This window comes from Kitasatospora sp. MAA4, from assembly GCF_029893355.1.
Taxonomy (GTDB): domain Bacteria; phylum Actinomycetota; class Actinomycetes; order Streptomycetales; family Streptomycetaceae; genus Kitasatospora.
This window is the reverse complement of the sequence record NZ_JARZAI010000052.1, coordinates 1-23,917: the sequence shown is the minus strand read 5'-3', so window position 1 is coordinate 23,917 and position 23,917 is coordinate 1. Positions and strand designations below refer to the sequence as shown.

At 70.7% G+C, this 23,917-nt stretch carries 29 protein-coding genes, 2 pseudogenes and 1 riboswitch; of the genes and pseudogenes, 20 read left to right on the top strand and 11 right to left on the bottom strand.

The window, feature by feature from the left end; all coding sequences use genetic code 11:
* Positions 1 to 341: 341 nt before the first annotated feature.
* From P3T37_RS36550 to P3T37_RS36540, 3 genes are read right to left on the bottom strand one after another with little or no spacing between them, the layout of a single operon-like run.
* Positions 342 to 578 carry a hypothetical protein gene (locus P3T37_RS36550; protein ID WP_280728287.1) on the bottom strand — a complete coding sequence of 79 codons (237 nt, stop codon included), beginning with the start codon at positions 576 to 578 and terminating at the stop codon, positions 342 to 344.
* A complete protein-coding gene (locus P3T37_RS36545) occupies positions 572 to 1,531 on the bottom strand; it encodes an FUSC family protein (RefSeq protein WP_280728286.1) in 960 nt (319 codons plus the stop codon). Before P3T37_RS36545 ends, P3T37_RS36550 begins: the two co-directional genes overlap by 7 nt.
* Complete coding sequence (locus P3T37_RS36540) at positions 1,531 to 1,812, bottom strand: hypothetical protein (protein ID WP_280728285.1); 282 nt, start codon at positions 1,810 to 1,812, stop codon at positions 1,531 to 1,533. The genes P3T37_RS36545 and P3T37_RS36540 overlap by 1 nt, the downstream gene beginning before the upstream one ends.
* A 206-nt stretch (positions 1,813 to 2,018) precedes the next feature.
* Between P3T37_RS36540 and P3T37_RS36535 the strand changes: the two genes are divergently transcribed.
* Positions 2,019 to 3,167, top strand: coding sequence for a nitric oxide synthase oxygenase (locus tag P3T37_RS36535; RefSeq protein ID WP_280728284.1), 1,149 nt, complete (start codon positions 2,019 to 2,021; stop codon positions 3,165 to 3,167).
* An 18-nt stretch (positions 3,168 to 3,185) separates the two neighbouring features.
* Here P3T37_RS36535 and P3T37_RS36530 read toward each other — a convergent pair whose 3' ends face one another.
* From P3T37_RS36530 to P3T37_RS36520, 3 genes are all read right to left on the bottom strand, one after another.
* A complete protein-coding gene (locus P3T37_RS36530) occupies positions 3,186 to 3,986 on the bottom strand; it encodes a hypothetical protein (protein WP_280728283.1) in 801 nt (266 codons plus the stop codon).
* A 219-nt stretch (positions 3,987 to 4,205) separates the two neighbouring features.
* Positions 4,206 to 4,910 (bottom strand): cation transporter, encoded by a 705-nt coding sequence (locus tag P3T37_RS36525; protein WP_280728282.1) that lies wholly within the window; start codon positions 4,908 to 4,910, stop codon positions 4,206 to 4,208.
* Between the two features lies 1 nt (position 4,911).
* Complete coding sequence (locus tag P3T37_RS36520; protein ID WP_280728281.1) at positions 4,912 to 5,247, bottom strand: metalloregulator ArsR/SmtB family transcription factor; 336 nt, start codon at positions 5,245 to 5,247, stop codon at positions 4,912 to 4,914.
* A gap of 406 nt (positions 5,248 to 5,653) precedes the next feature.
* On the opposite strand from P3T37_RS36520, the gene P3T37_RS36515 reads away from it, so the two are divergent.
* Together P3T37_RS36515 and P3T37_RS36510 are read left to right on the top strand one after the other, a co-directional pair.
* A complete protein-coding gene (locus tag P3T37_RS36515; RefSeq protein ID WP_280728280.1) occupies positions 5,654 to 5,956 on the top strand; it encodes a hypothetical protein in 303 nt (100 codons plus the stop codon).
* Positions 5,957 to 6,025: 69 nt separating this feature from the next.
* Positions 6,026 to 6,331, top strand: a complete 306-nt coding sequence (locus P3T37_RS36510; protein ID WP_280728279.1) for a metalloregulator ArsR/SmtB family transcription factor — start codon at positions 6,026 to 6,028, stop codon at positions 6,329 to 6,331.
* A gap of 14 nt (positions 6,332 to 6,345) precedes the next feature.
* On the opposite strand, the gene P3T37_RS36505 is transcribed toward P3T37_RS36510, so the two are convergent.
* Genes P3T37_RS36505 through rpmG form a run of 3 tightly spaced genes read right to left on the bottom strand, consistent with a single transcriptional unit; the run spans position 6,346 to position 8,050 of the window.
* Positions 6,346 to 7,578 (bottom strand): GTP-binding protein, encoded by a 1,233-nt coding sequence (locus tag P3T37_RS36505; RefSeq protein WP_280728278.1) that lies wholly within the window; start codon positions 7,576 to 7,578, stop codon positions 6,346 to 6,348.
* Positions 7,579 to 7,599: 21 nt separating this feature from the next.
* Positions 7,600 to 7,857, bottom strand: a complete 258-nt coding sequence (locus P3T37_RS36500; RefSeq protein WP_280728277.1) for a type B 50S ribosomal protein L31 — start codon at positions 7,855 to 7,857, stop codon at positions 7,600 to 7,602.
* A 28-nt stretch (positions 7,858 to 7,885) separates the two neighbouring features.
* Positions 7,886 to 8,050 carry a 50S ribosomal protein L33 gene (gene rpmG / locus P3T37_RS36495; protein ID WP_280728276.1) on the bottom strand — a complete coding sequence of 55 codons (165 nt, stop codon included), beginning with the start codon at positions 8,048 to 8,050 and terminating at the stop codon, positions 7,886 to 7,888.
* A gap of 186 nt (positions 8,051 to 8,236) precedes the next feature.
* Between rpmG and rpmB the strand changes: the two genes are divergently transcribed.
* The 8 genes from rpmB to P3T37_RS36455 all read left to right on the top strand — a co-directional run bounded on the left by rpmB (position 8,237) and on the right by P3T37_RS36455 (position 15,372).
* Complete coding sequence (gene rpmB, locus P3T37_RS36490; RefSeq protein ID WP_280728275.1) at positions 8,237 to 8,473, top strand: 50S ribosomal protein L28; 237 nt, start codon at positions 8,237 to 8,239, stop codon at positions 8,471 to 8,473.
* On the top strand, positions 8,473 to 8,778 hold the full coding sequence (gene rpsN, locus P3T37_RS36485) for a 30S ribosomal protein S14 (RefSeq protein WP_280728274.1): 306 nt from the start codon (positions 8,473 to 8,475) through the stop codon (positions 8,776 to 8,778). Before rpmB ends, rpsN begins: the two co-directional genes overlap by 1 nt.
* 97 nt (positions 8,779 to 8,875) lie before the next feature.
* Positions 8,876 to 10,060 (top strand): GTP-binding protein, encoded by a 1,185-nt coding sequence (locus tag P3T37_RS36480; RefSeq protein WP_280728273.1) that lies wholly within the window; start codon positions 8,876 to 8,878, stop codon positions 10,058 to 10,060.
* 135 nt (positions 10,061 to 10,195) lie between these two features.
* Positions 10,196 to 10,366, top strand: a complete 171-nt coding sequence (rpmF, locus tag P3T37_RS36475) for a 50S ribosomal protein L32 (RefSeq protein ID WP_280728272.1) — start codon at positions 10,196 to 10,198, stop codon at positions 10,364 to 10,366.
* 47 nt (positions 10,367 to 10,413) lie between these two features.
* A complete protein-coding gene (locus P3T37_RS36470; RefSeq protein WP_280728271.1) occupies positions 10,414 to 10,695 on the top strand; it encodes a hypothetical protein in 282 nt (93 codons plus the stop codon).
* Positions 10,692 to 11,771 (top strand): GTP-binding protein, encoded by a 1,080-nt coding sequence (locus P3T37_RS36465; RefSeq protein WP_280728270.1) that lies wholly within the window; start codon positions 10,692 to 10,694, stop codon positions 11,769 to 11,771. Before P3T37_RS36470 ends, P3T37_RS36465 begins: the two co-directional genes overlap by 4 nt.
* Positions 11,768 to 12,787 (top strand): hypothetical protein, encoded by a 1,020-nt coding sequence (locus tag P3T37_RS36460; RefSeq protein ID WP_280728269.1) that lies wholly within the window; start codon positions 11,768 to 11,770, stop codon positions 12,785 to 12,787. Before P3T37_RS36465 ends, P3T37_RS36460 begins: the two co-directional genes overlap by 4 nt.
* A gap of 368 nt (positions 12,788 to 13,155) precedes the next feature.
* Positions 13,156 to 15,372 (top strand): hypothetical protein, encoded by a 2,217-nt coding sequence (locus tag P3T37_RS36455; RefSeq protein WP_280728268.1) that lies wholly within the window; start codon positions 13,156 to 13,158, stop codon positions 15,370 to 15,372.
* Positions 15,373 to 15,419: 47 nt separating this feature from the next.
* On the opposite strand, the gene P3T37_RS36450 is transcribed toward P3T37_RS36455, so the two are convergent.
* Entirely contained in the window at positions 15,420 to 15,839 is a 420-nt protein-coding gene (locus P3T37_RS36450; protein ID WP_348533320.1) for an ATP-binding cassette domain-containing protein, read from the bottom strand.
* A gap of 358 nt (positions 15,840 to 16,197) precedes the next feature.
* Here P3T37_RS36450 and P3T37_RS36445 point away from each other — a divergent pair, with 358 nt between their 5' ends.
* The 9 genes and pseudogenes from P3T37_RS36445 (at position 16,198) to P3T37_RS36405 (ending at position 23,647) form a co-directional block, all read left to right on the top strand.
* The gene (locus P3T37_RS36445; protein ID WP_280728267.1) at positions 16,198 to 17,160 is read left to right on the top strand and encodes a zinc ABC transporter substrate-binding protein; all 963 of its coding nucleotides are present in this window, start codon (positions 16,198 to 16,200) and stop codon (positions 17,158 to 17,160) included.
* Positions 17,157 to 18,071 (top strand): metal ABC transporter ATP-binding protein, encoded by a 915-nt coding sequence (locus P3T37_RS36440; RefSeq protein WP_280728266.1) that lies wholly within the window; start codon positions 17,157 to 17,159, stop codon positions 18,069 to 18,071. The genes P3T37_RS36445 and P3T37_RS36440 overlap by 4 nt, the downstream gene beginning before the upstream one ends.
* Positions 18,055 to 18,969: a metal ABC transporter permease gene (locus tag P3T37_RS36435; RefSeq protein WP_280728265.1), complete on the top strand. Its 915-nt coding sequence runs from the start codon at positions 18,055 to 18,057 to the stop codon at positions 18,967 to 18,969. The genes P3T37_RS36440 and P3T37_RS36435 overlap by 17 nt, the downstream gene beginning before the upstream one ends.
* Positions 18,966 to 19,805 (top strand): iron chelate uptake ABC transporter family permease subunit, encoded by an 840-nt coding sequence (locus tag P3T37_RS36430; protein WP_280728264.1) that lies wholly within the window; start codon positions 18,966 to 18,968, stop codon positions 19,803 to 19,805. The genes P3T37_RS36435 and P3T37_RS36430 overlap by 4 nt, the downstream gene beginning before the upstream one ends.
* A gap of 26 nt (positions 19,806 to 19,831) precedes the next feature.
* Positions 19,832 to 20,341, top strand: coding sequence for a Fur family transcriptional regulator (locus P3T37_RS36425; protein ID WP_348533319.1), 510 nt, complete (start codon positions 19,832 to 19,834; stop codon positions 20,339 to 20,341).
* 222 nt (positions 20,342 to 20,563) lie between these two features.
* Positions 20,564 to 20,765, top strand: a riboswitch (M-box (ykoK) riboswitch).
* Positions 20,766 to 21,045: 280 nt separating this feature from the next.
* The gene (locus P3T37_RS36420; RefSeq protein WP_280728263.1) at positions 21,046 to 21,336 is read left to right on the top strand and encodes a hypothetical protein; all 291 of its coding nucleotides are present in this window, start codon (positions 21,046 to 21,048) and stop codon (positions 21,334 to 21,336) included.
* Between the two features lie 255 nt (positions 21,337 to 21,591).
* Positions 21,592 to 21,753 (top strand): annotated as a pseudogene (locus P3T37_RS36415) (glyoxalase); the annotation flags it as partial.
* A 229-nt stretch (positions 21,754 to 21,982) separates the two neighbouring features.
* Positions 21,983 to 22,822, top strand: coding sequence for a transposase (locus P3T37_RS36410; RefSeq protein WP_280728262.1), 840 nt, complete (start codon positions 21,983 to 21,985; stop codon positions 22,820 to 22,822).
* Positions 22,823 to 23,035: 213 nt separating this feature from the next.
* A complete protein-coding gene (locus tag P3T37_RS36405; RefSeq protein WP_280728261.1) occupies positions 23,036 to 23,647 on the top strand; it encodes a methyltransferase domain-containing protein in 612 nt (203 codons plus the stop codon).
* Between the two features lie 57 nt (positions 23,648 to 23,704).
* Here the strand turns inward: P3T37_RS36405 and P3T37_RS36400 are convergent.
* A pseudogene (locus tag P3T37_RS36400) lies at positions 23,705 to 23,917 on the bottom strand (hypothetical protein); the annotation flags it as partial.

Genomic DNA, 23,917 nt, shown 5'->3' with positions numbered 1-23,917 from the left:
GAGCAGTCGTAGGCCGATGCCTGCTGCGGTACGGCCATCAGGCCGGCCACCGCCAGGGCCGACAGCAGGGTGCCGGCGACGACGCGTTGGGTGGGTGTGTTCGTCCGGCGGGAGGAAGCGCGCATGCTGAAGTGCCCCGATCATTGGGTGAGATGACGTTCGTCTGCGGAGGAGAGACGGTCCCTCGGATGCTAGGGGCGCCCGCAGGTCTCGGCCCAGGGACCTTGACGGCTCCCTGACGGAGCGCCGTGATCTTCTGCCCGTCCGGGCACCCGTGCCCCGGCGCAGGGTCTCGCCGTCAGTCTGTGCGAGCGGGGCTCCGCGGATCGAGCGGGCAACCCTTAACACGTTTCTGGCACCTGGTGCCTGTCGGGGAGGCGCGCCACCTTTGTGCGCCGCACGGCCCGTTCCAGGTCGTCCAGGGCCTGCATCAGCAGCTGGGCCGCGGCTCGGACGACCTCCAGCTGTTCGCCGGAGTCCGCAGCCGCGACGGCGTCGTGCAGTTCGCGCAACTGCCTGTCCCAACTCCCGTGCTCGGCCCGCAGCCTGGTGAAGTCGATCGGCTGCCCGGTCAGCACCGCGGTGGACGCGACGGCGGTCGCGTCGGTGAGCGCGGCGGTGAACTCCTCGGCCCCCGGGACCGGTTGCGCGTCCTGCCCGGGGAGGTGGGCCTCCAGCAGCATGCCCGTCCGGCTGAGCAGTCCGACCGCGGCGCGGGCCTTCTCCAGTTGCTTGGCCGACAGCGTTCTGACCGACTCGGGCACCGGTTCGGTCTCGGCCCGCTGCAGGTGACGGCGAGTGCCGCCGACAGCCACTCGCCGGGGTGCAGCAGCTGCACCGCCGCAGTGGCCAGCGCCACCCCGGCCGCGGTCCCCGCCAGCCGGGCCACCCCGCGGCTGAAGGTCTGCGCGAAGTCCGGGCGGATCACCATCGCCGCCGTCAGGGGCGCCCAGTAGCCGTGCCGGAAACCGGCCAGCCGTCCGACCAGGTCGGCCACGGTCACCACCGTCGCCAGCCGTACGGCGTGTCGCAGCACCGCCGAGCCGGGGCGGAACTGGCCGCGCACCGCTCGCAGCACCAGCGGGATCATGCCGAACAGCGAGGGACGCAGCAGCGTTCCCGCCGAGCCGACCACCGGGGTGCTGAGGGTGTCGGGGGAGGTGCGGTCGAGGGTGTCGACGGCCCGTCCGAGCAGCGTGGTCAGCCGGGCCGCCGCCAGCCGGGCGGGCCCGTGCAGCATCGGGTCCTCGGTGCGCGGAGCCAGGGTCAGCGAGGACGCCGAGCGGGGCAGCCGCAGCGGGTCGCCGACCCGGATCGCGTGGGCGAGGGCGTCCAGTACCTCGGCGGCCGCGGCCAGCAGTTCGCGGGCCCGGTCCAGGTCGGGTCCCTCGGCGGGAGCGCCGATCCTGGGGTCCGCGATCGCCGTCAGGGCGGGCCGCATCTGCTCGGCGAGACCGCGCAGTCCGTGCAGCTCGGCCGACCGGTGGCGGTCCTGCCACGGGGTGAGCTCGGAGGCGTGCCGCGCCACCATCAATGGCTCCGGGTCGACGGACGTGGTCGGGTCCTCGCGCAGCCGTCGCGCGTAGTCGCCGAGCGAGGCATACGCGTCGGCGAGCCGAAGGTGGCGGTCCCGGCGATGAAGGCGCCCATCGCGGCCGAGGTGGCAAGCCGCGGACCGCCCAGGGCCAGGGTGGGGAAGAGCACCAGCGCGACCGCGAGCGCACCGCGCAGCGCACGCTTCGGGTTGGTCAGGGTGCGGTCCAGTTGCAGCCCTGCACGGGCGGTGTCACGAAGAGCGGCGAGCCAGGGCATGGCGGCCACTCCAAAGCGGACGCCGACCCTCCGGGTAGCTGGCCTGCATGCGACGCAGAGCGACAAGCGCGCGAATGGGTTCTGTCAAAGCGGCGGCGGTGCTGTTTGCAGCGGACCCGGCGCGGCGTAGCGTTCGACTGCCGGCAGATGTTACGTGCGCGTGAACTGGGTTGCCTTCCTTCATCGTTGATATCAGGGGGCTCATCGTGACGACTTCACCTCTGTACGTACCACCGGCCACGGAGTCGGGGGCGGCCGAGGCAGCAGAACTGGTGCGCCAACTCGCGGCCGAGGGCCATCTGTCGGCCGAGGCGGCGCAGCACCGGGGCCGGGAGATAGCCGGGGAGCTGGCCGCGACGGGTACCTACCGGCAGAGTGCGGAGGAACTCCTGCTCGGCAGCCGGATCGCCTGGCGGAACAACCCGCAGTGCATCGGCAAGTTCTACTGGAAGGGGCTGGAGGTCCGGGACTGCCGCGAGGCCGGCGGTGCGGGCGGCGACGAGGGAGCCCTGTTCGAGGCGCTGGTGGAGCATCTGCGGCTGGCCTGGAACGGCGGGAAGGTGAGGCTGCTGCTGAGCGTGTTCGCCCCCAGCGAGCCCGACCGGCCTGGACCGCGGGTCTGGAACGGCCAGCTCATCCGCTACGCCGGCTACCGGCGGGATGATGGGTCCGTGCTGGGCGACCCCGCCTCGGTGGAGTTCACCGAGGCCGTCCAGCGGCTCGGTTGGCGGAGCCGGGGCACCGAGTACGACGTGCTGCCGCTGGTCGTGCAGTGGCCGGGACGCGAACCCCGGTGGTTCGACCTGCCGCCGGACGCGGTACCCGAGGTGCGGATCAGCCATCCCGACCACCCCTGGTTCGAGCGGCTGGGTCTGCGCTGGCACGCCTTTCCGACGATCTCCGACCAGATCCTCGAACTGGGCGGCCTGCGCTACCCCTTGGCACCGTTCAGCGCCTGGTACACCTGCACCGAGATCGGCGCCCGCAACCTGTCCGACACCAACCGCTACGACAAACTCCCCGAAGTGGCCCGGGGTTTGGGCCTGGACACCAGCCGCGACCGCACGCTGTGGCGGGACCGCGCGCTGCTGGAACTCACGGCGGCCGTGCTGCACTCGTACGACCGGGCCGGCGTGTCCATCATCGACCACCACTTCGCCACCAAGCAGTTCGTGCGGCACGAGGAGCGCGAGCGCAAGAGCGGACGCGACTGCCCGGCCGACTGGTCCGCCATCGTCCCGGCCACCAGCGGCTCCACCACACCGGTCTGGCAGCGCCGGTACGAGCCCACCCGGGCGCGTCCCAACTTCGCGCCCCACCCGGCGCCCTGGGCATCCGGCGGTGCCGGGGACTGAGTCGCCGGCCGTTGCTGTTCACCCCGCCAACAGCTGCACCGGGCCCTCGACCTCCGCCAGCTGCCAGTCGCGCGGGTGGGTCCGGCCGTGCGGATCGGTGTCGTTGATCCGCAGTCCGCCGCCGTCGCGGTTCAGTTCGGGCCGCAGTTGGACCCCGATGCGTTGCGGCAGGGTGGAGCTGACGATCTCCCAGCGGTCGGCGTGGACCCGGCCGATCGACACCTCGCAGTCCAGCAGCGCGGCCGCCTGCGCCCGGTCGGTGCAGCCGCGGACCTGCTCGACGAGCGGGACCTGCGACGTGGGCAGCGGGGTGGACCGGTCCCGGGCGTAGCAGAACCAGGAGCCCGCTCGGACCAGCACGCCCGTGCGGCCCTCCGCCGGATCGTCCAGCAGCGCGGCCGCCGTGGCGCCGTCCGGGTTCCGCTCGACGGGCTCCCAGTGCTCCAGGTACGCCTCGTGCAGGCCCTCCTCGACCAGCATGCCGTCCGCCCAGTGCAGGGTGCCGGCGTCGGGCAGCGGTGCCGACGGGTGCAGGTCGATCCGGCGGACCCAGCTGAACCGGGGGCCGTCCTGCTCCAGGGTGCCGGCGAACGCCTTCTGTGCGCACAGCGCCAGCAGCTGCGGACGGTCCAGCTCCGCCAGGGGCGCCCGCCCAACCACCTCGTCCAGCCCGGGCGGCCGACGGAGGTCCCCGAACAGGGCGGGTCCTTGGACCCAGAGGACGGCGGTGACGCGGTCCGTCGAGCCGTCCGCCTCGCGAACGAGCGTGCGCCGCCAGACGCCGGGCAGATCCGCGAGCGCGGGGTGCGGTGTGGACATCACTACTGCCTACCTCGGGATTCGACGGGGGCGGACCGGGACAACCGCGGGGGACAGCACTACGCTACGGCGCCCCACGCGCGGAGGCGGAGGAGGGCATCATTCCTGTACGCGCATTGTTGGTCGACGCCGCGGCAGCATGTGCACGCTCAGCCCGCCGGGGCGTAGGACCGCGCAATCCTCGCCGCCCTTGGGAACGCCGGACGGTGAGCGAACCAGTCACGTGCAGCAGTCGCAGCCGGGGCGGCAGCCGCAGGCGTCGGTGGCGCCGCTGCTGGGGGTGGGCACCGGGATGGTGCAGCAGGTATTGCCGCGCCAGGCGTCCCGGCCCTCCTTGACCGCCACCGCGGCGACGGCCAGGGCTGCGGCGGGGTCGGCCCACGACCAGCCGAGCAGGGTGTTGGCGAGCAGGCCGGCCAGCAGCACGGCGGACAGGTACGTGCACAGCAGGGACTGCCTGGAGTCGGCGACCGCGCTGGCGGAGCCGAGTTCGCGTCCGGCCCGGCGCTGTGCGGTGGACAGGACGGGCATCACGGCCAGTGACACGGCGGCCAGGACGATGCCGGGCAGGGAATGGCGGGCCTCGCCGGATCCGGTGAGCGCGCGGGCGGAGTCCGCGGCCACGTAGGCGGCGAGCGCGAAGAACGAGACGGCGATGATCCGCAGGGTGGTCTTCTCCCGGGCCTCGCGTGCCGCGTGGTCCTGAGCCGAGAACTGCCAGGCCACGGCGGCAGCGGAGGAGACCTCGATGACCGAGTCCAGTCCGAAGCCGATCAGCGCGGTGGAGGAGCCGCGGGCTCCGGCGGTGAGGGCGACTGCGGCCTCGACCACGTTGTACGTGATCGTGGCGGCCACCAGCAGGCGTACTCGTCGCGCGAGGACGTCCCGGCGGGCCTGCGAAGGGTTCACGGCGATGGTGGCCATCTCAGCAGCAGTTCTTCTGGTCGGCCTCCGTGCAGGCGCGGTCCGTTTCGACGGCCACCACTGCGGTGCGCAGGTCGTCCAATGCGTGCCCGAGCCGGGGGTCGGCGAGTTCGTACCGGGTGCGGCGGCCGACCGGCACGGCGACGACCAGGCCGCAGTCGCGCAGGCAGGCCAGGTGGTTCGACAGCCGGGTGCGGGAGATCCCGAGTCGTTCGGCCAGGTCGGAGGGGTGGGCCGGGGCCTCGCGCAGGACGAGCAGCAGCCGGCAGCGGATCGGATCGGCGAGGGCGCGGCCGAACCGCACCAGCACCTCGACTTCGGAAGCAAGAGTCAGCACACCCAGACGATACACGGAATCCTGAATTCAGGAAGAGCTGTCGCGTCCATGGTCTTGGTGAGACGCTGACGGTCAGGCTCCCGTGTATCCCGGCGGCCGACGCCGAGTGGGGAGCAAGCTTGTGGATGTTCCTCGCACCGGAACGAACTCACCTCGTGTGCAGCAGCTCTGACTACTTGGTACATCAGCCTCTACGCCGCCACCGCCTTCAGCGGAGTCACCGTGGCCACGCAGTACTGAGTTCCCCCAGGAACAGCGCAGCACGGCGGACGCCCGCTCCTGACCTCCGAGGTCAGGGGCGGGCGTCGATGCATGCGCGTTTGCTGCGGCCTCAAGGCTGACACATGCAGGCATTGGCATATGCTAATGTCTTGTTGTGTCAGGCATCGAACAAGGAGGCAAGTGCATGTCCACTGCTGTCGATCACCTTGCGCACGACGGCCACACGCACACCCACGGTGAAGGCTGCGGCCACGTCGCCGTGCCGCACGGGGACCACGTCGACTACGCCCACGACGCCCACCTGCACCGGGTGCACGGGGATCACGTCGACGAGTGCGTCACCGCCGGACATGTGGCCCACGAAGGGCATGAGCACCAGCACGGCGCGGGCTGTGGCCACGTCGCTGTGCCGCACGGGGATCACACGGACTTCGTTCACGACGGACACCGTCACGCGTCCCACGACGGCCACTGGGACGACCACTGACGGATCGCCGTCACCGCGCGACCCTGGCGCTGGAAACTGGAAGTCGTTGTCACATGTTAACTTGTGCATGTGACGACGACTTCCCCGAGAGACGAGCCCATACCGGACCTTGACGCCGCCAGCGACCTGTTGCGCGCGCTGGCCTCGCCGGTCCGGGTGGGCATCGTGCGTGAGCTGGCCGGTGGTAGCAAGCGGGTCCATGAGCTGGTGACGGCCCTCGGCGTGAGTCAGCCGCTGGTCTCGCAGCATCTGCGGGTTCTGCGTTCGTCCCGTATCGTCTCCGCCCATCGCCAGGCCCGTGAGGTCGAGTACTCCCTCACCGACGAACACGTCGCCCACATCGTCCTGGACGCGATCCGGCACACCCAGGAGTAGCACGAGGCTTGGCGTCAGTGCGGCGGGAGGTCGGCGCCGAAAGCGTCGGCGAAGGGATCGTCGCACTGGTGCCATCGGTGCGCGCCCAGGGACAGTTCGGTGTCGGTGAGCAGGCAGCTGTTCAGCAGCTCGTGCAGGGCGGGGACGTCGAGGTCGATGCCGGTGAAGGTGAGTTCGCAGCGGCGCTCGCCGTAGTACGGGTCCCAGTACAGGGCGGCCAGGGCGCGGCGCTCGGCCGATGCGCCCTGCCACTGCTTGCCGTCGTCCTGCTCCGGTAGCCAGCTGCCGGCGGTCTGGATGAAGAGGTGCTCGCCGGCGGATTCCCACCGGTAGATGGAGTGGGGTCGGTTGGCGAGCCACAGGTGCCCGCGTCCGCGGATGACGCCCGCGCTGATCTGCGCGAGCGAGTCGTGCAGTCGCCTGGCGTGCATCGGCCGCCGGGAGGACCAGCGGGTGGAGCGCACGCCGTACTGCGGGCCGAGTGGTTGTCGAGGGGCGGGCAGCGGCCCGTGCCGGTCCCAGACCCGGTCGGCGTCGAAGCGGCGGCCGCCGATCAGTGCCGAGATGTCGGAGACCGCGAGTGCGCCGGTCAGGAGATCGTGGCAGATGTGGGCCGCCGAGCTGCGCGGGGCGAGGTGGCGTAGCAGTGCGACGGCGCGCGCGGAGGTGGCGGGATCCGGGTCGCTCCCGCTGGCGGTCACCACGGCGTCGGCGCTCTCCAGGTGGTGGGCGGCCGTCTCGGCCAGCGTGCGCCGGTCGTCCGGGCCCAGGGCCAACCCGTGGTCGGCGAGTTGGTCGCCGCTGTCGAGGTCGTCCTGGAGGCGGGAGAGATCGACCGCGACGGCGACGGTGTCGATGCGCAGGTGGTCGGCGAGGGCCTGTCCCTGGGCGTGCCCGTGCGCCAGGCCGAGCGCGACCAGGTCGGCCTGCATGCCTGGCGGAAGCGTGAGCAGCAGGTGCCGGACGCGGCCGGCGCGGGCCAGGCGCAGCAGGACGGGGAGGATCGCCGAGGGCAGCAGGCGCGGTGAGCAGGGGTGTGACGGTCTCAGCTCGCCGCTGTCCACCGGCCCGGAGCGCTCGTAGAGCCGCCAGAAGACCGTCCCGCCGTCGGGGGTGGCCCGCACGGCGAGGACGGCCAGCCCCGGGATCTCGATGCGTGCCAGGTCGGCGACGCAGTCGCGGACGCCGGTGGCGAGGCCGCCGAGCACGGTGACGGGGAGCGGCCGCGGCTCGCCCTGCGGGTTCATCTCACTTCTCCTGACGTGTCGTCAGCGTCCGGTGCTGGTGAGGCCGTAGCGGCGCTGGAAGCGCTCGACGCGGCCGGCGGTGTCCACCACGCGGGCGTTGCCGGTGTAGAAGGGGTGGCTGGCGGAGGAGATCTCGACGTCGATGACGGGGTAGGTGTTGCCGTCCTCCCACTCGATGGTGCGGGTGCTGGTGGCGGTGGATCGTGTGAGGAAGGTGAGGCCGCCGACGTTGTCGCGGAAGACGACGGGACGGTAGGTGGGGTGGATTCCGGGCTTCATGGTGGATCTCTCCTGTCGGGGGTGTTGGTCAGCGCTCTTCGCGGAAGTCGACGTGCGCGCGGGCGACCGGGTCGTACTTGCGCAGGACCAGGCGGTCGGGGTCGTTGCGGCGGTTCTTGCGGGTGACGTAGGTGTAGCCGGTGCCTGCGGTCGACCGGAGCTTGATGATCGGGCGCAGTTCGTTGCGGGCCATGGGGGTGTCCTCTCTGGCGCGTCGGAGGGGCGTCAGCCTGGGCGTGAGCCTGGGCGTGAGCCGACTATAGAGTAATGGTTGTCGTTTTCATCTAGTGTAGTGTCAGGCCAACGCTTCGCGGCAGCGGTGCTATTCCCGTGTGCCGCCGCGTTCGCTGTCGCTCTCCTCCTGCCATTCGGAGTCGCCATGTCCGCCCACTGCCAGCTCACCGGCCGCAAGCCCGGGTTCGGCAACGCCATCTCGCACTCGCACCGCCGCACCAGGCGCCGGTTCGACCCCAACGTCCAGACCAAGCGCTACTGGCTGCCGAGCGAGCGCCGGTTCGTCCGGCTGACGCTCAGCACCAAGGGGATCAAGACCGTCGACAAGCTCGGCATCGAGAAGACCGTCGCCCGGCTGCGGGCCCGAGGGGAGAAGGTCTGATGGCCAAGCGCAGCAAGATCGCCAAGAACGAGCAGCGCCGGACGGTCGTCGCCCGGTACGCCGAGCGCCGCGCCGAACTCAAGCGCGTGATCGCCTCGCCCGCCACCTCGGCCGAGGAACGCCTCGCCGCCCAGGCCGAGTTGCAGCGCCAGCCACGCGACGCCAGCGCCACCCGCATCCGCAACCGCGACGCCGTCGACGGCCGCCCGCGCGGCTACCTGCGCGCCTTCGGGCTGTCCCGGATCAGCGTGCGCAACCAGGCCCACGCCGGATTCCTCCCCGGTGTGCGCAAGTCCAGCTGGTAGCAGCCCCATGAACCGGTCGCGTCCCGTGTCGCGCGGGCCCTCCCGGGCTGTGCGGCCCGGGGCGCGACCCCCCCATTCACGTCGGAAAGGAAGACCCATGTCCCCCAGCCTGCTGCCCGTGGTGGTGGTCGGCGGCCTCCACGAGGCCGAGCGCCGTCAGGCCGTCCTGGAACTGCTCGCCGACTGCGAGGGCGCGGTGGTCCTGCACCACGACCTGACCCGCGCGGGAGAGGGCAAGGTGCACCGGGGGGTCTGGGACACGTCGGGCCCGCTGGGTGAGGCCCACGTGCCGCTCACCAACGACTGCCCGTGCTGCGCCCTGCGCGAGGACCTGCTGCCCGAGCTCCTGCGCATCGCCCGAGCCGGCCGCCACCGTCTGGCGGTGGTCGAGATGTGGGGCGGCAGCGACCTCCACCCGCTCACCGAACTGATCGCCGGCGGCGAGGCCGAAGGCCACAGCCTGGAGGACTTCGTCGAGGTCGTCGGCGTGGTCACCGCGGTGGACCCGCTGCGGACCGTGCCGGATCTTTCGGTCTCCGACGCACTCCACGACCGCCTCCTGCACACCTGCGCCGACGACGAACGCACGCTGGCCGAAGCGCTGGCCCACCAGGTCGAGTACGCCAACGTGTTGGCCATCACCGTCCCCCAGGAGGCCTCCGGCAGCGAGGAGTTGCACGCCGGACTGGCAATGCTGCGCCAACTGCGCCCGACCGCCCGTGTGGTGCGGCTCGGCGTCGGCGCGCTCGCCGCGGCCGCGCGGGCCGGCTTCGACGTGGCGGCCGCCCGCGACCGGGTCAACCCGGCGCTGGCCCAACTCCCGCAGGCCGCCGACGAGGGCGGCGTGGCCACCCTGGTGTGGGAGCGCCGCCAACCGCTGCACCCGGGGCGGCTGTACGAGGCACTCGACCAGCTCGTCCCGGCCGCCCAGCGCAGCCGCGGCCGCTTCTGGCTCGCCAACCGCCCCGAGCTGATGCTGGCTTGGGACGCGGCCGGAGCCAACCTGGCAGTGGAGGAGTGCGGCCCCTGGCTGGCCACCCTGCCGGACGCCCGCTGGGATCTCTACCCGCCGCAGCGCCGGGCCGCCGCCGCCCTCGACTGGCACCCCGTCCACGGCGACCGGGTGCAGCAACTGAGTTTCACCGCCCAAGGGTTGGACGTCGACGGGATCACCGAGCTGCTCGACTCCTGCCTGCTCACCGACGCCGAACTCGCGGCCGGCGAGCCGGGCTGGAAGGCCCTGCCGGACGCCTTCGACGAGCTGCTCGAACCCGTGAACTGAACCATGCGGTGCCGAGCACGCTGCCGGCCCGCACGCCTGGACGGCGTTGGAGGACCCGTTCCCGGAGTGGGACGAGCACCTCCTTCAGGATGCCCACGCCCACGCATAACCCACCACACCGAGAAGGAACCTCACATGGCCGTACCCAAGCGCAAGATGTCCCGCAGCAACACCAGGCACCGCCGTGCCCAGTGGAAGGCGACCGCACCCCAGCTGGTGCCGATCACCCTCGACGGCAGCGAGCAGCTCGTGCCGCGCAACCTGGTCCGCGCATACGAGCGGGGCCTGCTGACCCCCAAGTCCTGAGGGCCAGGCCGCCGCCGTCCACTGCCCTGCCCGAAGGAAGACCCGCCATGCCCAGGCCAGCACCCCCGCGTCAGGCCGCCCAGCTGACCGCGCTCAAGAACCACACCCGCCACCTCCTCACCCTGACGGACGAGGACATCGTCCTGATCCGGCAGCTCGACTGCACCGAACCCGGCTGCCCACCCGTCGAGACCGTCGTCGCCGTGCTCCCGCCCTCCGGCGGCACTCGGCGCTGGACGCTCCACCACCCCGTCGACCAGATCACGCCCGACCTGCTCGCAGCCGCCCTGGCCGAGCCCCCGACGACCTCCGAAGGAGACGAGAAATGACCACTGCGGCCAGCATCGCGGACGCCGAGACCGGCGCAGCCGAGGCAGCGGACGAGGCGGCGGGCGAGACCCAGGACACCCGCGTCCCCGTCACCGTGCTGACAGGCTTCCTCGGCTCGGGCAAGACCACCCTGCTCAACCGCATCCTCACCGAGCAGCACGGCCTGCGGATCGCCGTCATCGAGAACGAGTTCGGCGAGGTCGGTGTCGACGACGCTCTGGTCCTCGACTCCGAGGAAGAGATCTTCGAGATGAACAACGGCTGCATCTGCTGCACCGTGCGAGGAGACCTGATCCGCATCCTCGGCGCCCTGATGCGCCGTCGGGAGAAGTTCGACCGCATCGTCATCGAGACCACCGGCCTGGCCGACCCGGCCCCCGTCGCGCAGACGTTCTTCATGGACGACGAGATCTCCTCGCAGCTGCGCCTCGACGCAATCGTCACCCTGGTCGACGCCGCGCACGTCCTCGACCACCTCAACGAGGTCAAGCCGGAAGGCGTCGAGAACGAGGCGGTGGAGCAGATCGCCTTCGCCGACAAGATCGTCCTCAACAAGACCGACCTGGTCAGCGAGGACCGGCTCACCGAGGTCACTGCCCGGATCCGGGCGATCAACACCCCGGTGGAGGTCATCCGCGCCCAGCAGGCCAAGGTCGAGCTGGAGAAGATCCTGGACGTCCACGCCTTCGACCTCGACCGGGTGTTGGAGGGCGACCCGGCCTTCCTCACCGAGACCGAGCACCAGCACGACACCACCGTCACCTCGGTCGGCATCGACCTGCCCGGTGACCTCGACGAGGGGCGCCTCAACCGCTGGCTCGGCCAGCTGCTGCGCACCAAGGGCGTCGACATCTTCCGCTCCAAGGGCATCCTCGCCATCGCCGGATCCGAGCAGCAGTACGTCTTCCAGGGCGTCCACATGCTGCTGGAGGGCGAGAACGGGCGTGCCTGGCGGGACGGCGAGACCCGCCGCAACCGCCTGGTGTTCATCGGCCGCAATCTCGACCGCGACGCCCTCAACGCTGACTTCGCCGCCTGCCTTGCCGCCAACTCGCCTGTGGGAGACCGCGCATGACGACCGCCACCACCTCCGCGCTGTGGACCGCGACCGTCGACGACGCGCCGGTCGCCGTGGCCACCGAAGCTGACCTGGTCGCGATCGCCGGGGCGGCCGGCACGGCCTGGATCCTGGAGGCCGCCACCGGCAAGCCGGTCGGCACCGTGACCCTGGCCGGCGGCCTGCTCGCCCTCGAATTCTCCCCGGGCGCTGCTCACCTGGCCTTCGTCGGGCCGACCGGCTACGGCCTGTGGCGGCGCTCGGACGGCCGCATCCTGCTGTCGGAGACCGGCGCCTGGTCCAACGCCGTGCGGTGGGCCGCACCCGACCGGTTCGCGGTCGCCTCCGGCCGTCGCGCCCTGGTCCTGGACACGGACGGCGCCCAGCAGTGGGGCACGGACCTCGCGCCGAGCACCGTCACCGACCTGGCCTGGCTGCGCGAGGGCCGACGCCTCGCCAGCTCCGCCTACGGCGGCGTCCGCTGCCACGAACGGCACACCGACAAGCCGGTGACCGAGTACAAGTACCTCGGCTCCCACCTCGCCCTGGCGCTCAACCCCAACGGTCGGTGGATCTGCACCGGCAACCAGGACGCCAGCATCCACATCTGGCGCACCAGGGACGGCAACGACCTCACGATGCAGGGCTACCCCGAGAAGATCGCCCGCCTCGCCTTCGACGACACCGGCCGCTGGCTGGCCTCCGACGGCGCCCCCGACCTCACCGTCTGGGACTTCTCCGGCAAGGGCCCGGCCGGCACCAGCCCGCGCTCGCTGCGCGCCCACGAGACCATCACCGCGCTCGCCTGGCGACCCGGTGGCGACGCGATACTCGCCAGCGCGGGCACCGAGGGCGCCGTCGCCTTCTGGCGCGCCGACTCCGGCCGCCCCGGTACCCGGGTCAACCCCGCATCGGTGAGCGAACTGCCCGAACCGGTCACCGCGTTGGCCTGGGCCGGCCCGCGCACCCTGGTGATCGCCGACTACGAGGGGCGGGTGGCGGCGTGGCCGCTGCCGGACGGCCTCATTGGATAACGCGCCGGGAAATCCCGATGACCGGGCACGGGATCAGTGAGAATCATTGTCAGTCTGACTGTCAATCACCCCGCCGACTGGCGAGGAAATTCGTTCGAATACCCGTGGATTGCGCGCCCGGCTCGTCCCGTTCGGCCTGTGGGTCTGCGCAAACGCGCTGGCCAGCGCGCACCCGAGCGCTGCGGACATTCAACAGAATGTGTCCTCCTGCTCACATTGATGACATAGACATGGCGCCGCGTCAGGGCAATCCTGAGAAATCCCCTGCTCTTTGGTCACCGTTGTATGGAGATTGAGACGCGCGCCCTTCGGGCCCGGCAGTATCGGCTTCCATGAGACGCAAGAAAAGCACTACAGGGGGCGGCGGTATGTTCCGCTCCCTGCCGTTCGTCGGGCTGGCCGTCGCGACCGTGGTGATCGGTCTGGCCACCATCACGCCGGCTTCGGCCGCGACCTCCCGCGTGGACCTGAACGTTCTGGTGGTCACCGACGGCAACCCGTGGGACGAGGCGATCCAGGCCCAGTTGGCCTCCGAGGGCGTCCCGACCACCGTGGTCGACCTCACCAGCGCCAACCGGGCCATCATCACCGGCGCCTTCCTGGCCGACACGCTGCCCGACGGCACGCCGCACGGCCACTTCGAGGGTGTCGTGCTGCCGAGCGACGCACCGTCACAGCTCTCCGCGGCGGAGCTGGCCTCCCTGGCAAGCTACGAAGTGGCCTACCACGTGCGGCAGGTCGACTCCTACGTGTGGCCCAGCGCCAACGTCGGTCTGAACACCGCGCAGTGGGCCGGTTCGCTGGACGGGACCACCGCCACCGTGACCGCGTCCGCCCGGGCCGACGCGTTCCGCTACCTCAACGGGCCGGTGGCGTTCGAGGGCACGGCGGGCGGCAGTGGCTCCTACGGCTACCTGCCCACGCCGATGGCCGACAACCCGGCCACCGGCTCGCACTTCGAGCCCTTCCTCACCGAGACGGTGCCCGGCACCTCGACGCAGGGCACACTCGCCGGGGTCTACACCAGCGGCGGGCGCGAGCAGTTGGTGCTCAACTTCGCCTACAACTACTACCAGCAGCAGTTCCACCTGCTGGCGCACGGCATCGTGGACTGGGTGACCAGGGGTGTCCACCTGGGCTACTGGCGCAACTTCTTCTCCGCCCACATCGACGACCTGTTCAACGCCAACTCCCAGTGGAGCCAAAGCGGCAAGTGCACGCCGGGTGAGGGTGACTGCGCGCCAGGCGTGCCGGCCACCACGCCGATCCGGATGACCCCCGCCGACGTGACCAACGCCGTCACCTGGGAGCAGCAGAACAACTACCAGCTGGACTTCCTGTTCAACGGCGGTCCCAGCGTGGACTTCCAGAACGCGCAGGGTGTCGACCCGCTGACCACCGCACTGCTGGCGAACAAGAACAGCTTCTGGTGGCTCAACCACACCTACGACCACACCTTCCTGGGCTGCGTGCAGGACTTCTCGGTGATCCCGTGGAAGTGCCAGACCGACGCCTCGGGCAACATCCTCTACGACAGCCAGGCCGACATCAGCTCCCAGATCGCCCAGAACATCCAGTTCGGCCAGGCCAACGGACTGCCGTTCCGGCCCAACGAGCTGGTCGCGGGTGAGCACTCGGGCACGGTCATGCTGCCGCAGCAGCCGAGCGACAACCCCAACTTCCTGGCGGCGCTGACCCAGAACAACATCCAGTGGCTCGGCGTCGACGCCTCGCGTGAGAGCGGTCAGCGCCAGATCGGCTCGGCGCTGGGCACCCCGCGCCACCCGATCAACGTGTTCTACAACGTCTCCACCCAGGCCGACGAGGTGAGCGAGTACAACTGGCTCTACGGTTCCAAGGCGAGTGGCGGCAGCGGGAACTGCGAGATCAACCCGGCGACCACGACGTGCATCGCGCCGCTGGACCTGACCACCGGCTGGTCCAGCTACGTCCTGCCGCTGCAGACCCAGATCACCCTCGGGTACGTGCTGTCCAACGACCCGCGCCCGTTCTTCATGCACCAGTCGAACCTGACCAACGACCGGCTGGCGCTGCAGACCCTGAGCAGCATCCTGTCCACCTACCGCACCTGGTTCGCGGCCGACACCCCGGCGGTCGACCAGACCCTCACGGACAGCGGAACCGTCATGAAGAACCAGACCGCCTGGCAGCAGACCCAGACCGCCGGCTCGGTCAGCGCCTACGTGCAGGGCGGCGTGGTCACCGTGCAGGGCCCGTCCGGCACCAGCGTCCCGGTCACCGTGCCCGCCGGCACCATCGTCACCGGCGCCGGCAGCTTCGGCACGGCCTACGCCGGTGAGCAGTCCGACTTCACCACGATCGGCGCTACCTCGACCAGCCTGACGCTGCCCTCCGGCGGCTTCGGCGTGGTGAGCAACTCGACCCCGGCCCTGGGTGCGGAACTCGCGGGCTACGCCAAGGGCTCGCCGCACCAGGTGCGCCACGACGGCAACGCCGTGACGATCACCGACCCGTTCGGCACCCACGTCCTGCCGAAGCTCGCCGGAAAGCCGCAGGACGAACTGCACGTCGGGGAGGCGATCCACCACCACACCAAGAAGTAACCCGCTCCCGAACGCCGGCTGGCACCTCCGACGTGGCGATCCGTCCGTCAGAGGTGCCAGCTGCGCGCCGCCAGCTGGGTCGCCCACATCCTGGCGTAGCGGCCCTCGGGAGCGGCCAGCAGCTCGGCGTGGGTGCCGCATTGGACGATCCGGCCGCCGTCGGCCACGAGGATCTGGTCCACCCCGACCACGGTGGAGAGCCGGTGGGCGATGACGACCACGGTCCGGCCGACGACCAGGCGGTCGATGGCCTGCTGCACCACCACCTCCGACTCGGTGTCCAGGGCGGCGGTCGGCTCGTCGAGGAGCACGACGGGAGCGTCCTTGAGGATGGCCCGGGCGATCGAGATCCGCTGGCGCTCGCCGCCGGAGAGCGAGGAGCCGATCTCGCCGACGCGGGTCTGATAGCGCTGCGGCAGGCGGTCGACGAACTCGTGCACGTTGGCGGCGCGGGCGGCAGCCTTGATCTCGGCGTCGGTGGCGTCGGGGCGGGCGAGGGCGATGGTGCGGAGGGCTGATGACGACCCGTCATGTCGCGTCCAGGTAGGCCGTTCAGCGAAGACGCCATCCTAAGCGAAATGATAATGCTTTTCAATAAGAGGGCGAAGTCACTCCGAAGCCACTCGGAGAAGGCTCCTCGCGAGCCTCAAGTCGCATCAACCGGCCGACTGGGTCAAGGTTTGGTAATGATTTTCATCTCGGCCTCGGCTGACCTGGTGTTGAAAATCATTTCTGACTAGCGTGGGTGTCGTCCACCGAGACGGGCCCTTCCACACGGGGTCCGCACGCGGTTGTTGAGCACAGTCCTGAGGAGTACCCGAAACCATGCGCACCGTCCTTCCCCGTTCCGTCCGCAGACACCCCGCGCGGCTCGTGCTCGTCGCGGCCGCCGTCGCTGGGCTCGCGGCCACCAGTGCCTGCTCCACCACCTCGGCGGCGAAGCCGAGTTCGTCCAGCGCGGCCGGCGGCAAGGTGATCCAGGTGGTGGCGGCGGAGAACTTCTGGGGCAGCATTGCCACCCAGCTCGGCGGTCAGCACGTCAAGGTGGCCAGCATCATCACCAACCCGGACACCGACCCGCACTCCTACGAGCCCACCGCCGCCGACGGCCGCACGATCGCGAACGCCGACTTCGCGATCACCAACGGCATCGGCTACGACGCCTGGTCGGACAAGCTGCTCGCCGCCAACCCCAACAGCGCCCGCACCGCACTCAAGGTCGGCGACCTGGTGGGCAAGAAGGAGGGCGACAACCCGCACCAGTGGTACTCGCACGACAGCGTGTACAAGGTGATCGACCAGATCACCGCCGACTACCAGAAGATAGACCCGGGCGACGCGGCCTACTTCGACACCCAGAAGCAGACCTTCGAGACCCAGACGCTGGCCCAGTACAACCAGCTGGAGTCGGACATCAGGGCGAAGTACGCGGACACCCCGATCGGCGCCTCGGAGTCGATCGTCACCCCGCTCGCCGAGAGCGTCGGCCTGAAGATGCTCACCCCGGAGACGTTCCTGGACGCGGAGAGCGAGGGCACCGACCCCACCGCCGCCGACAAGACCCTGATCGACCAGCAGATCGCCACCAAGGCGATCAAGATCTACGTCTTCAACACCCAGAACTCCGACCCGGACGTGGTGGCCCAGGTGAACGCGGCCAAGGCCCAGGGCATCCCGGTCGCCCAGGTCACCGAGACCCTCGCCCCCGCGAGCGCCACCTTCCAGGCCTGGCAGACCCAGGAGCTGCAGGGCATCGAGAACGCGCTGAAGCAGGCGACGGGCAAGTGACCATCCACCCGACCGGAGAGGTCCGAACGAACAAGGACCAGGCCGCACCAGCGGGCGGCGAACCGGTGCTGTCGCTGCGCGGCGCGGCCGTGCGGGTGGGCGGGCGGACTCTGTGGTCGGGTGTCGATCTGACCGTGGGGCCAGGGGAGTTCACCGCTGTCCTGGGCCCCAACGGGGTGGGCAAGTCCACGCTCGTCAAGGTGCTGCTCGGAGTGCTGCCGCCGGCGGCCGGCGAGGTGCGGGTGCTCGGCGGCGCACCCGGCGCCCGCAACTCGGCCGTCGGTTACCTGCCGCAGCGGCGCAGCTTCGACGCGAGCGTGCGCGTCCGCGGGGTGGACGTGGTGCGGCTGGGCCTGGATGGGGATCTGTGGGGGGTCCCCGTTCCAGGCCTGGGCCGTGCCAAGCGGCGCGCGGCGCACGAGAGGGTGGCCGAGGTCATCGAGCTGGTCGGCGCCTCCGCGTACGCCCACCGGCCGATCGGGCAGTGCTCGGGCGGCGAGCAGCAGCGGCTGCTGATCGCCCAGGCGCTGATACGGCGACCGAAGGTGCTGCTCCTGGACGAGCCGCTGGACAGCCTCGACCTGCCCAACCAGAGCGCGATCGCCGCACTGCTCGGGCAGATCTGCCACCAGGAGAGCGTGGCGGTGGTGATGGTCGCCCACGACGTGAACCCGATACTCCACCACCTGGACCAGGTGGTCTACATCGCCCAGGGCGGCGCCGTCGCCGGTACCCCGGCCGAGGTCATCACCTCCGACACGCTGACCCGGCTCTACCGCACGCCCGTGGAGGTGCTGCGCACCTCGGACGGACGGCTGGTCGTGGTCGGCCAGCCCGAGGCACCGGCGCTGCACGTCGACCGCCACGGTGACCAGGGGACGCGAGGTACCGGTCGTGCTGCTGGCCTCTGACGCCACGTCCCCGGTCTTCTCCTGGAACCTGCCTGCCGACTTCCAGGACATGTGGTCCTACCTGTACATGGTGAACGCCTTCCGGGCCGGACTGGTGGTCTCGGTCGTCTGCGCGTTGGTCGGCTGGTTCATGGTGCTGCGCCGGCAGACCTTCGCCGGGCACACCCTGTCGGTGGCCGCCTTCCCCGGTGCGGCACTCGCCACCCTGGCCGGATTCAGCCTCTCGCTCGGCTACTTCGGCTTCTGTGTGGCCGCCGCGCTGGTCATCGCCGCGCTCGGCCGCAAGGGCCGGGATGCCGGAGCGGAGGAGTCCGCTGTCACGGGCACCGTCCAAGCCTTCGCCCTGGCCTGCGGCTTCCTCTTCATCAGCCTCTACAAGGGCTTGCTGGAGGGACCGACGGCGTTGCTCTTCGGCGACTTCCTGGGCATCACCACCGGCCAGGTACTACTGCTGGCGGCGGTCGGCATGCTGGTGCTCGCGGCGCTGGCGGTGATCGGACGGCCACTGTTCTTCGCCTCCGTCGACCCCGAGGTGGCGGCCGGCCGCGGTGTGCCCGTCCGTCTGCTGTCGACACTGTTCCTGGTGCTGCTGGGCGCGGCGACCGCTGAGGCCAGCCAGATCACCGGCACCCTGCTGGTCTTCGCCCTGATGGTGATACCCGCCGCCACCGCCCAGCGGCTCACCGCCCGACCCGCGGTGAGCCTGGCGCTGTCGGTGCTGCTCGCCCTCGGTTCCTGCTGGGCCGGACTGATCGCGGCGTACTACCAGCCCTACCCGCTCGGGTTCTTCGTCACCGGCTTCGCCTTCGCCGGCTACGTCCTGGCCCACCTGCTGGGCTGGGCCCGCGAGGTGGTGGACCGGTCCCGGTCGGCCGTCCAGATCGGAGGTACCGCATGAGTTCCGTGTTCAGCCAGCCGTTCTTCCAACACGCCGTGCTGGCCGGCACGTTCATCGCGGTGGCCTGCGGTCTGGTGGGCTACTTCCTGGTCCTGCGCGCCCAGATCTTCGCTGGTGACGCGCTCAGCCATGTCGCCTTCACCGGCGCGATGGCGGCCCTGGCCGGCGGGTACGACCTGCGGCTCGGCCTGTTCGCCGCGACCATCGGGGCGGGCTTGCTGTTCGGTGGGCTCGGCCGCCGGGGCAGGCCGGACGACGTGGTGATCGGCAGCGTCTTCGCCTGGATCCTCGGGCTGGGCGCGTTCTTCCTCACCGTCTACACCACCTCCCGCAGCGGCTCCGACCAGGGCGGCGCGGGCACCACCGTGCTGTTCGGATCGATCTTCGGCCTGCACGGCGACCAGGCCGCGGTCGCCGTGGCCATCGCGGTGCTCGTCTGCCTGCTGACGTTGCTGATCGCACGGCCGTTGCTCTTCGCCACCCTGGACGAGGCCGTGGCGGCCGCGCGCGGCGTCCCGGTGCGCCTGCTCGGCTTCGGTTTCCTCGCTCTGGCCGGCGCGACCGCGGCCGAGGCCACCCAGGCCGTTGGCTCGCTCCTGCTGCTGGGCCTGCTCGCCGCCCCGGCCGGCGCCGCGATCCGCCTCACCGACCGTCCCTTCCGCGCCCTGGCGCTGTCTGCCGCACTCGCGGTCGCCGACATGTGGGGCGGCCTGCTGCTCAGCGCCGAGCGGCCAGAACTGCCGCCGAGCTTCGCCATCATGGCGACTGCCGGAGCGGTCTACGCCGCCACCTTCCTCATCCGCCCCAGCCGGGCCGCCCAGCCGGCGCCGGCCTGACCACCATGGCGCAACGGGGGAAGAACGTGAACGACAGGGGAGTCTCCGCTCTCGCTGCGGCATTCGACCGCAGGGCCGCTGGTGCCGGCGTGACCTGGTCGGCGCCGCCGGCTCCGCCGCCGGGCGAGGTCGAACGGCTCGGACGGCCCACGCCGCAGCGCACCGAGGTCCTGCAAGCCCTGGTCGGCTGCGAGGAGTTCGTCAGCGCCCAGTTGCTGCACGCCGGCCTGCTCGCCACCGGCTCGCGGGTGGGCCTCAGCACCGTCTACCGCACACTGACCGCGCTGGCCGCGGCCGGCCGCGCCGACGTTGTCCGCGACGCCAACGGCGAGCGGCTCTTCCGCTACCGTCCCGACGACGACCACCGCCACTACCTGATCTGCCGCCAGTGCGGCATCAGCGTTCCGGTGGAGTCCGGCCCGGTCGAGACCTGGGCCGACCAGATCGCCAGGACATCGGGCTTCGCGGACGTCCAGCACACCGTGCAGCTGGCCGGTACCTGCACCGACTGCGTGGCGGTGCCGGCCGACACCTGAACTCCGCGCCGGGGGCGGGCGCTCTCGAACTCAGACGGTCATGGTGCTGAGGGTGTCCAGGTCGGCTCTTCGATGCCCGGTAGTCCGTCACCGTCAAACCCATTGCCGAGCAAGAGAGTTCGGTGTGGGAGACGGCGGTCACGGAGGCAGTGGCGAGTCAAGGTTGCGTAAATATGGTCGGTGCCGACGCCGGGGAGGGTCTAAGCCTTGTAGAGGTTTAGAAAGGCACCTCGTTCGGTGAGGCGTCTTCACGGACACAGGCCACTGACCCCACGACGTCGAGAGACGCCCAGGTTCAGGACAGATCTTCCCGACCTAAGGGTTGATCCCAGGGGGCACCTCCCGGCCGGAGGCTGGGGGCGGCTTCTCCCTGACGGGAGATCACGCCGTGAAGTGCCAAAGCTCTGACGAGTTGGGGTGTACCGGTCTTGCGGGCCGGTCCGCTCCTTGCCGTGTCGATTCGGCGCACCGCTGTGCGTCCCGGCCGGAAGGAGGCGAGAGACATGGATTCGAGCAGTAGTAGTCCGGGCCACAACTGGCCCCGCACCCGCATGTCCTCGTACTCCACCGGCACGCGGTAACCACCTTCCCTGCGCACGCTCCCTCACTCCCGCACGGCCTGACGCCGTCCCGGGTGTGCCGTGGTGCGCGCTGAAGACCCTGCTCGCTCATCACCTCACCCCGGGGAAGGAGGGCACCACCCCATGAACCGCACCTCACGCACCGCCACCCACCGGCAGCGCCACACCTGCCCGCGCGTCACGCTGGCCCTGCACGACGGGATCGAGCACGCTTACCGCCTCGACGCCCCCGGCACCTGCCCGCACTCGGGCACCGCCAACAGCAAGGCCTCGGCGTGCGAACCGCGCGTGCACCTGGCATTCCTGCTGGCCCGCCAGGGCCACCAGGCCACCTGGCTCGCAGACTTCGCGGACCTCCCGCTGCCCGCCGCGCGCCGTCTGGCTCGCGCCGCAGCGCACTCGTCCGCCTGCTGACGCCCCGCCAGGACAGCCCGATTCATCAGCCCCCGGCCGAGTCATGCCCTCGTACGCCCATCGACTGCTCCACGGAAGTGAGTTGCCCATGGTCACCCTCGCCGCATTCCACATCCCGACCGCTCCCGGACGCCTGCGCACCACCCTCGCCGGGATCATCGGCCGCATCGCCTCCGGCCCGCTCGACAGCCCGGTCCTGCACGCCCTGCCTACCCAGAACCCGCCGGCCACCGGGCCGGTGCGGATGCAGGCCTGGCCCATCCCGGGTTGGCGGTCAGCGAGATCGACGACTTCGCGGCCCGCCTGGAGGAGCTCGGCGCGCTGGTGGTCTGGGACGAGAGCCTGCCACCGCGCCGCCGCTTCTACACCCAGGACCCGGTCGGCAACCTCCTGGAGTTCGTCGAGGCCACCCCATGAACACCCTGACATATCGCCAGAACCTGCCGGCCGATCAGAGGTAGGTCTCAGCACCTGGTTCGAGGCGGAACTCGGCATCGGCGGTGTCGAAGCCGCGGCGCGGCAGGTCGACGCCCCGCCCTCCGCGTCATGGCAGAAGGCCGCCGGTCACGGTCAGCGCGCCCAGCGGGTCGTAGCGTCGGTGGCCGGTTGCCCTCGCGGCGCGGTCTGACCCGGTAGTCCGTGTTCCGTGACGCGAGTTCAACTATCCGATGCAGAGTGGGAGTTCATCGAACCGTACCTGCCGGTAGGCGAGTACGGCCCGTACCCCGAACGGCTGCGCCAGCAGTTCGAGGGCGTGATATGGCACTTCAAGAGCGGCAGCCAGTGGCGTGAGACGCCCCGGAAGTTCGGTGCCTGGTCGACTGTCCACAACCGCTTCCGGCAGTGGAGCTCCTCCTCGCAGTGTCGCCGGATGCGGAAGGTGTACCTAGCACCACCATCAAGTCGGATAGGAGCGCTACTGCCTCGGGCGCGCCCGAACGACATGCTGATGTTGTGCCCGAGGGGCGGGCACGGGAGGGAGTCAGGTGTCATGGCGAGCACCCAGCTGACCGGCGTTCATTCGCTCGGTCCGGTCCGCGTGGACGCCGGTTCGGGCTCCGGTGTCCCGCGGATCCTTCCGAAGGCCGCGGCTGCTTCGACGTTCCCCCTGCTGCTTCGCCGGGCGGCCACGGTCCTCACCGTGCTCGGGCTGGCGATGATTCCCTGGCTGGTCTTCCTGCGCACCGGGCTGCCGGCCACCGCTCAGGCCTCGCACTGGGCCTGGACGTGGACGGGTCTGGACAGCTTTGAGGCGCTCGGCCTGCTCTCCACCGGACTGCTCCTCAGGCGCGGCGACTGCCGGGCCTGCCTGACCTCCGCCGCGACCTCGGCCCTGCTGCTGGTCGACGCCTGGTTCGACACCATGACGGCTGCCCCGGGTTCGGACTTCAAGCTGGCGGTGCTGATGGCGGTCTTCGCCGAGTTGCCGCTGGCAATGGCCTGCGCGGTTCTCGCGACCCGGGCCTTCCCTCGGCCGGGCCACTGAGCGGAAGAGCTCGTGACGTGATCGGCGCTTGCGGTCCGGTCCGTTTCGGGAAGTCCCCGGCCTGCCGCAACGGCGGTCCACGGGTGGTTCGTTCGGCCCGCTCGGGTCGACTGCCGACAGAGTCGGCGCTGGCGCAAGCAGATTGCACACAAACACAACTGATTGACCATCAGAGCTGCTTCGATGGCCCAATCGGACATTTGGGGAGAAATTATGAGGCATTCGCGGGTATTGATCGGCGCGGGCGCTGCCGCCACCGTCGCCACCTGGTGGTTCACCGACTCCGCGCCGTACCCGTACTCTCAGCGCTGGCTGCTCGACCTGCCGCTGCCGTTCCTGACTCTGAAGCGTCTGGACCACGTGCTGCAGGCCCGGGAGGGCGAGAGGATCCTGGAGATAGGCCCCGGAACCGGCCTGCAGTCGCTGCACGTCGCACCGCAGCTGGGCCCGAGCGGCCAGCTGGACATCGTGGACATCCAGCAGGAGATGCTCGACCACGTGGGCCGCCGGGCCAAGGAGCAGGGCGTCGACAACATCGTGCCGAACTGCGCCGACGCACATGAACTTGCTTTTGCGGATGGCTCGTTCGATGCGGCTTATCTGGTGACGGCGCTGGGCGAGATCCCGGATCCGGCGCGTACGCTGGCCGAGCTGCGCCGGGTGCTGAAGCCGTTCGGGCGGCTGGTGGTCGGCGAGTTCTTCGACCGGCATCAGATCCGGCCCTCCTCGCTGATCAGCCTGGCGGAGGGAGCCGGGCTGCGGGTCGCCCGGCTGTACGGTCCGCCGTTCGCGTACTACGCGGTGCTGCGTCCGATCGACGCCTGACGCCGCTCGGGCGGTTCCAGCGCGTGCCGAGGAAGGCGATCCGCTCCTCGGCGTCCATCAGTGGGCCCTGGGGCTGCCGTCGGCCTGGCGCCGCAGCGCTGTGGGCAGGGCAAAGGAGGCGAACACCTGCGGCTGGAGGAAGGTCGCGATTTCGGCGACCGCGCCGTCCTGGACCCGGAGCACCCCGATCCCGAACGGTTCGTGCGTCGGCTTGCCGGGCGCGCGCCGGTACATCGCGAAGGCGGGCTGGCGATTGGCCGCCGTGGGCAG

Bases quoted from the DNA above. Each gene is read 5' to 3' on its own strand.
- P3T37_RS36545 (WP_280728286.1), bottom strand. From the start codon at position 1,531: ATGGTGGCGCGGCACGCCTCCGAGCTCACCCCGTGGCAGGACCGCCAC.
- P3T37_RS36540 (WP_280728285.1), bottom strand. From the start codon at position 1,812: ATGCCCTGGCTCGCCGCTCTTCGTGACACCGCCCGTGCAGGGCTGCAA.
- P3T37_RS36530 (WP_280728283.1), bottom strand. From the start codon at position 3,986: ATGTCCACACCGCACCCCGCGCTCGCGGATCTGCCCGGCGTCTGGCGG.
- P3T37_RS36525 (WP_280728282.1), bottom strand. From the start codon at position 4,910: ATGGCCACCATCGCCGTGAACCCTTCGCAGGCCCGCCGGGACGTCCTC.
- P3T37_RS36515 (WP_280728280.1), top strand. From the start codon at position 5,654: ATGTCCACTGCTGTCGATCACCTTGCGCACGACGGCCACACGCACACC.
- P3T37_RS36505 (WP_280728278.1), bottom strand. From the start codon at position 7,578: ATGAACCCGCAGGGCGAGCCGCGGCCGCTCCCCGTCACCGTGCTCGGC.
- P3T37_RS36500 (WP_280728277.1), bottom strand. From the start codon at position 7,857: ATGAAGCCCGGAATCCACCCCACCTACCGTCCCGTCGTCTTCCGCGAC.
- rpmG (WP_280728276.1), bottom strand. From the start codon at position 8,050: ATGGCCCGCAACGAACTGCGCCCGATCATCAAGCTCCGGTCGACCGCA.
- rpmB (WP_280728275.1), top strand. From the start codon at position 8,237: ATGTCCGCCCACTGCCAGCTCACCGGCCGCAAGCCCGGGTTCGGCAAC.
- rpsN (WP_280728274.1), top strand. From the start codon at position 8,473: ATGGCCAAGCGCAGCAAGATCGCCAAGAACGAGCAGCGCCGGACGGTC.
- P3T37_RS36480 (WP_280728273.1), top strand. From the start codon at position 8,876: ATGTCCCCCAGCCTGCTGCCCGTGGTGGTGGTCGGCGGCCTCCACGAG.
- rpmF (WP_280728272.1), top strand. From the start codon at position 10,196: ATGGCCGTACCCAAGCGCAAGATGTCCCGCAGCAACACCAGGCACCGC.
- P3T37_RS36470 (WP_280728271.1), top strand. From the start codon at position 10,414: ATGCCCAGGCCAGCACCCCCGCGTCAGGCCGCCCAGCTGACCGCGCTC.
- P3T37_RS36465 (WP_280728270.1), top strand. From the start codon at position 10,692: ATGACCACTGCGGCCAGCATCGCGGACGCCGAGACCGGCGCAGCCGAG.
- P3T37_RS36460 (WP_280728269.1), top strand. From the start codon at position 11,768: ATGACGACCGCCACCACCTCCGCGCTGTGGACCGCGACCGTCGACGAC.
- P3T37_RS36455 (WP_280728268.1), top strand. From the start codon at position 13,156: ATGTTCCGCTCCCTGCCGTTCGTCGGGCTGGCCGTCGCGACCGTGGTG.
- P3T37_RS36445 (WP_280728267.1), top strand. From the start codon at position 16,198: ATGCGCACCGTCCTTCCCCGTTCCGTCCGCAGACACCCCGCGCGGCTC.
- P3T37_RS36430 (WP_280728264.1), top strand. From the start codon at position 18,966: ATGAGTTCCGTGTTCAGCCAGCCGTTCTTCCAACACGCCGTGCTGGCC.
- P3T37_RS36420 (WP_280728263.1), top strand. From the start codon at position 21,046: ATGAACCGCACCTCACGCACCGCCACCCACCGGCAGCGCCACACCTGC.
- P3T37_RS36405 (WP_280728261.1), top strand. From the start codon at position 23,036: ATGAGGCATTCGCGGGTATTGATCGGCGCGGGCGCTGCCGCCACCGTC.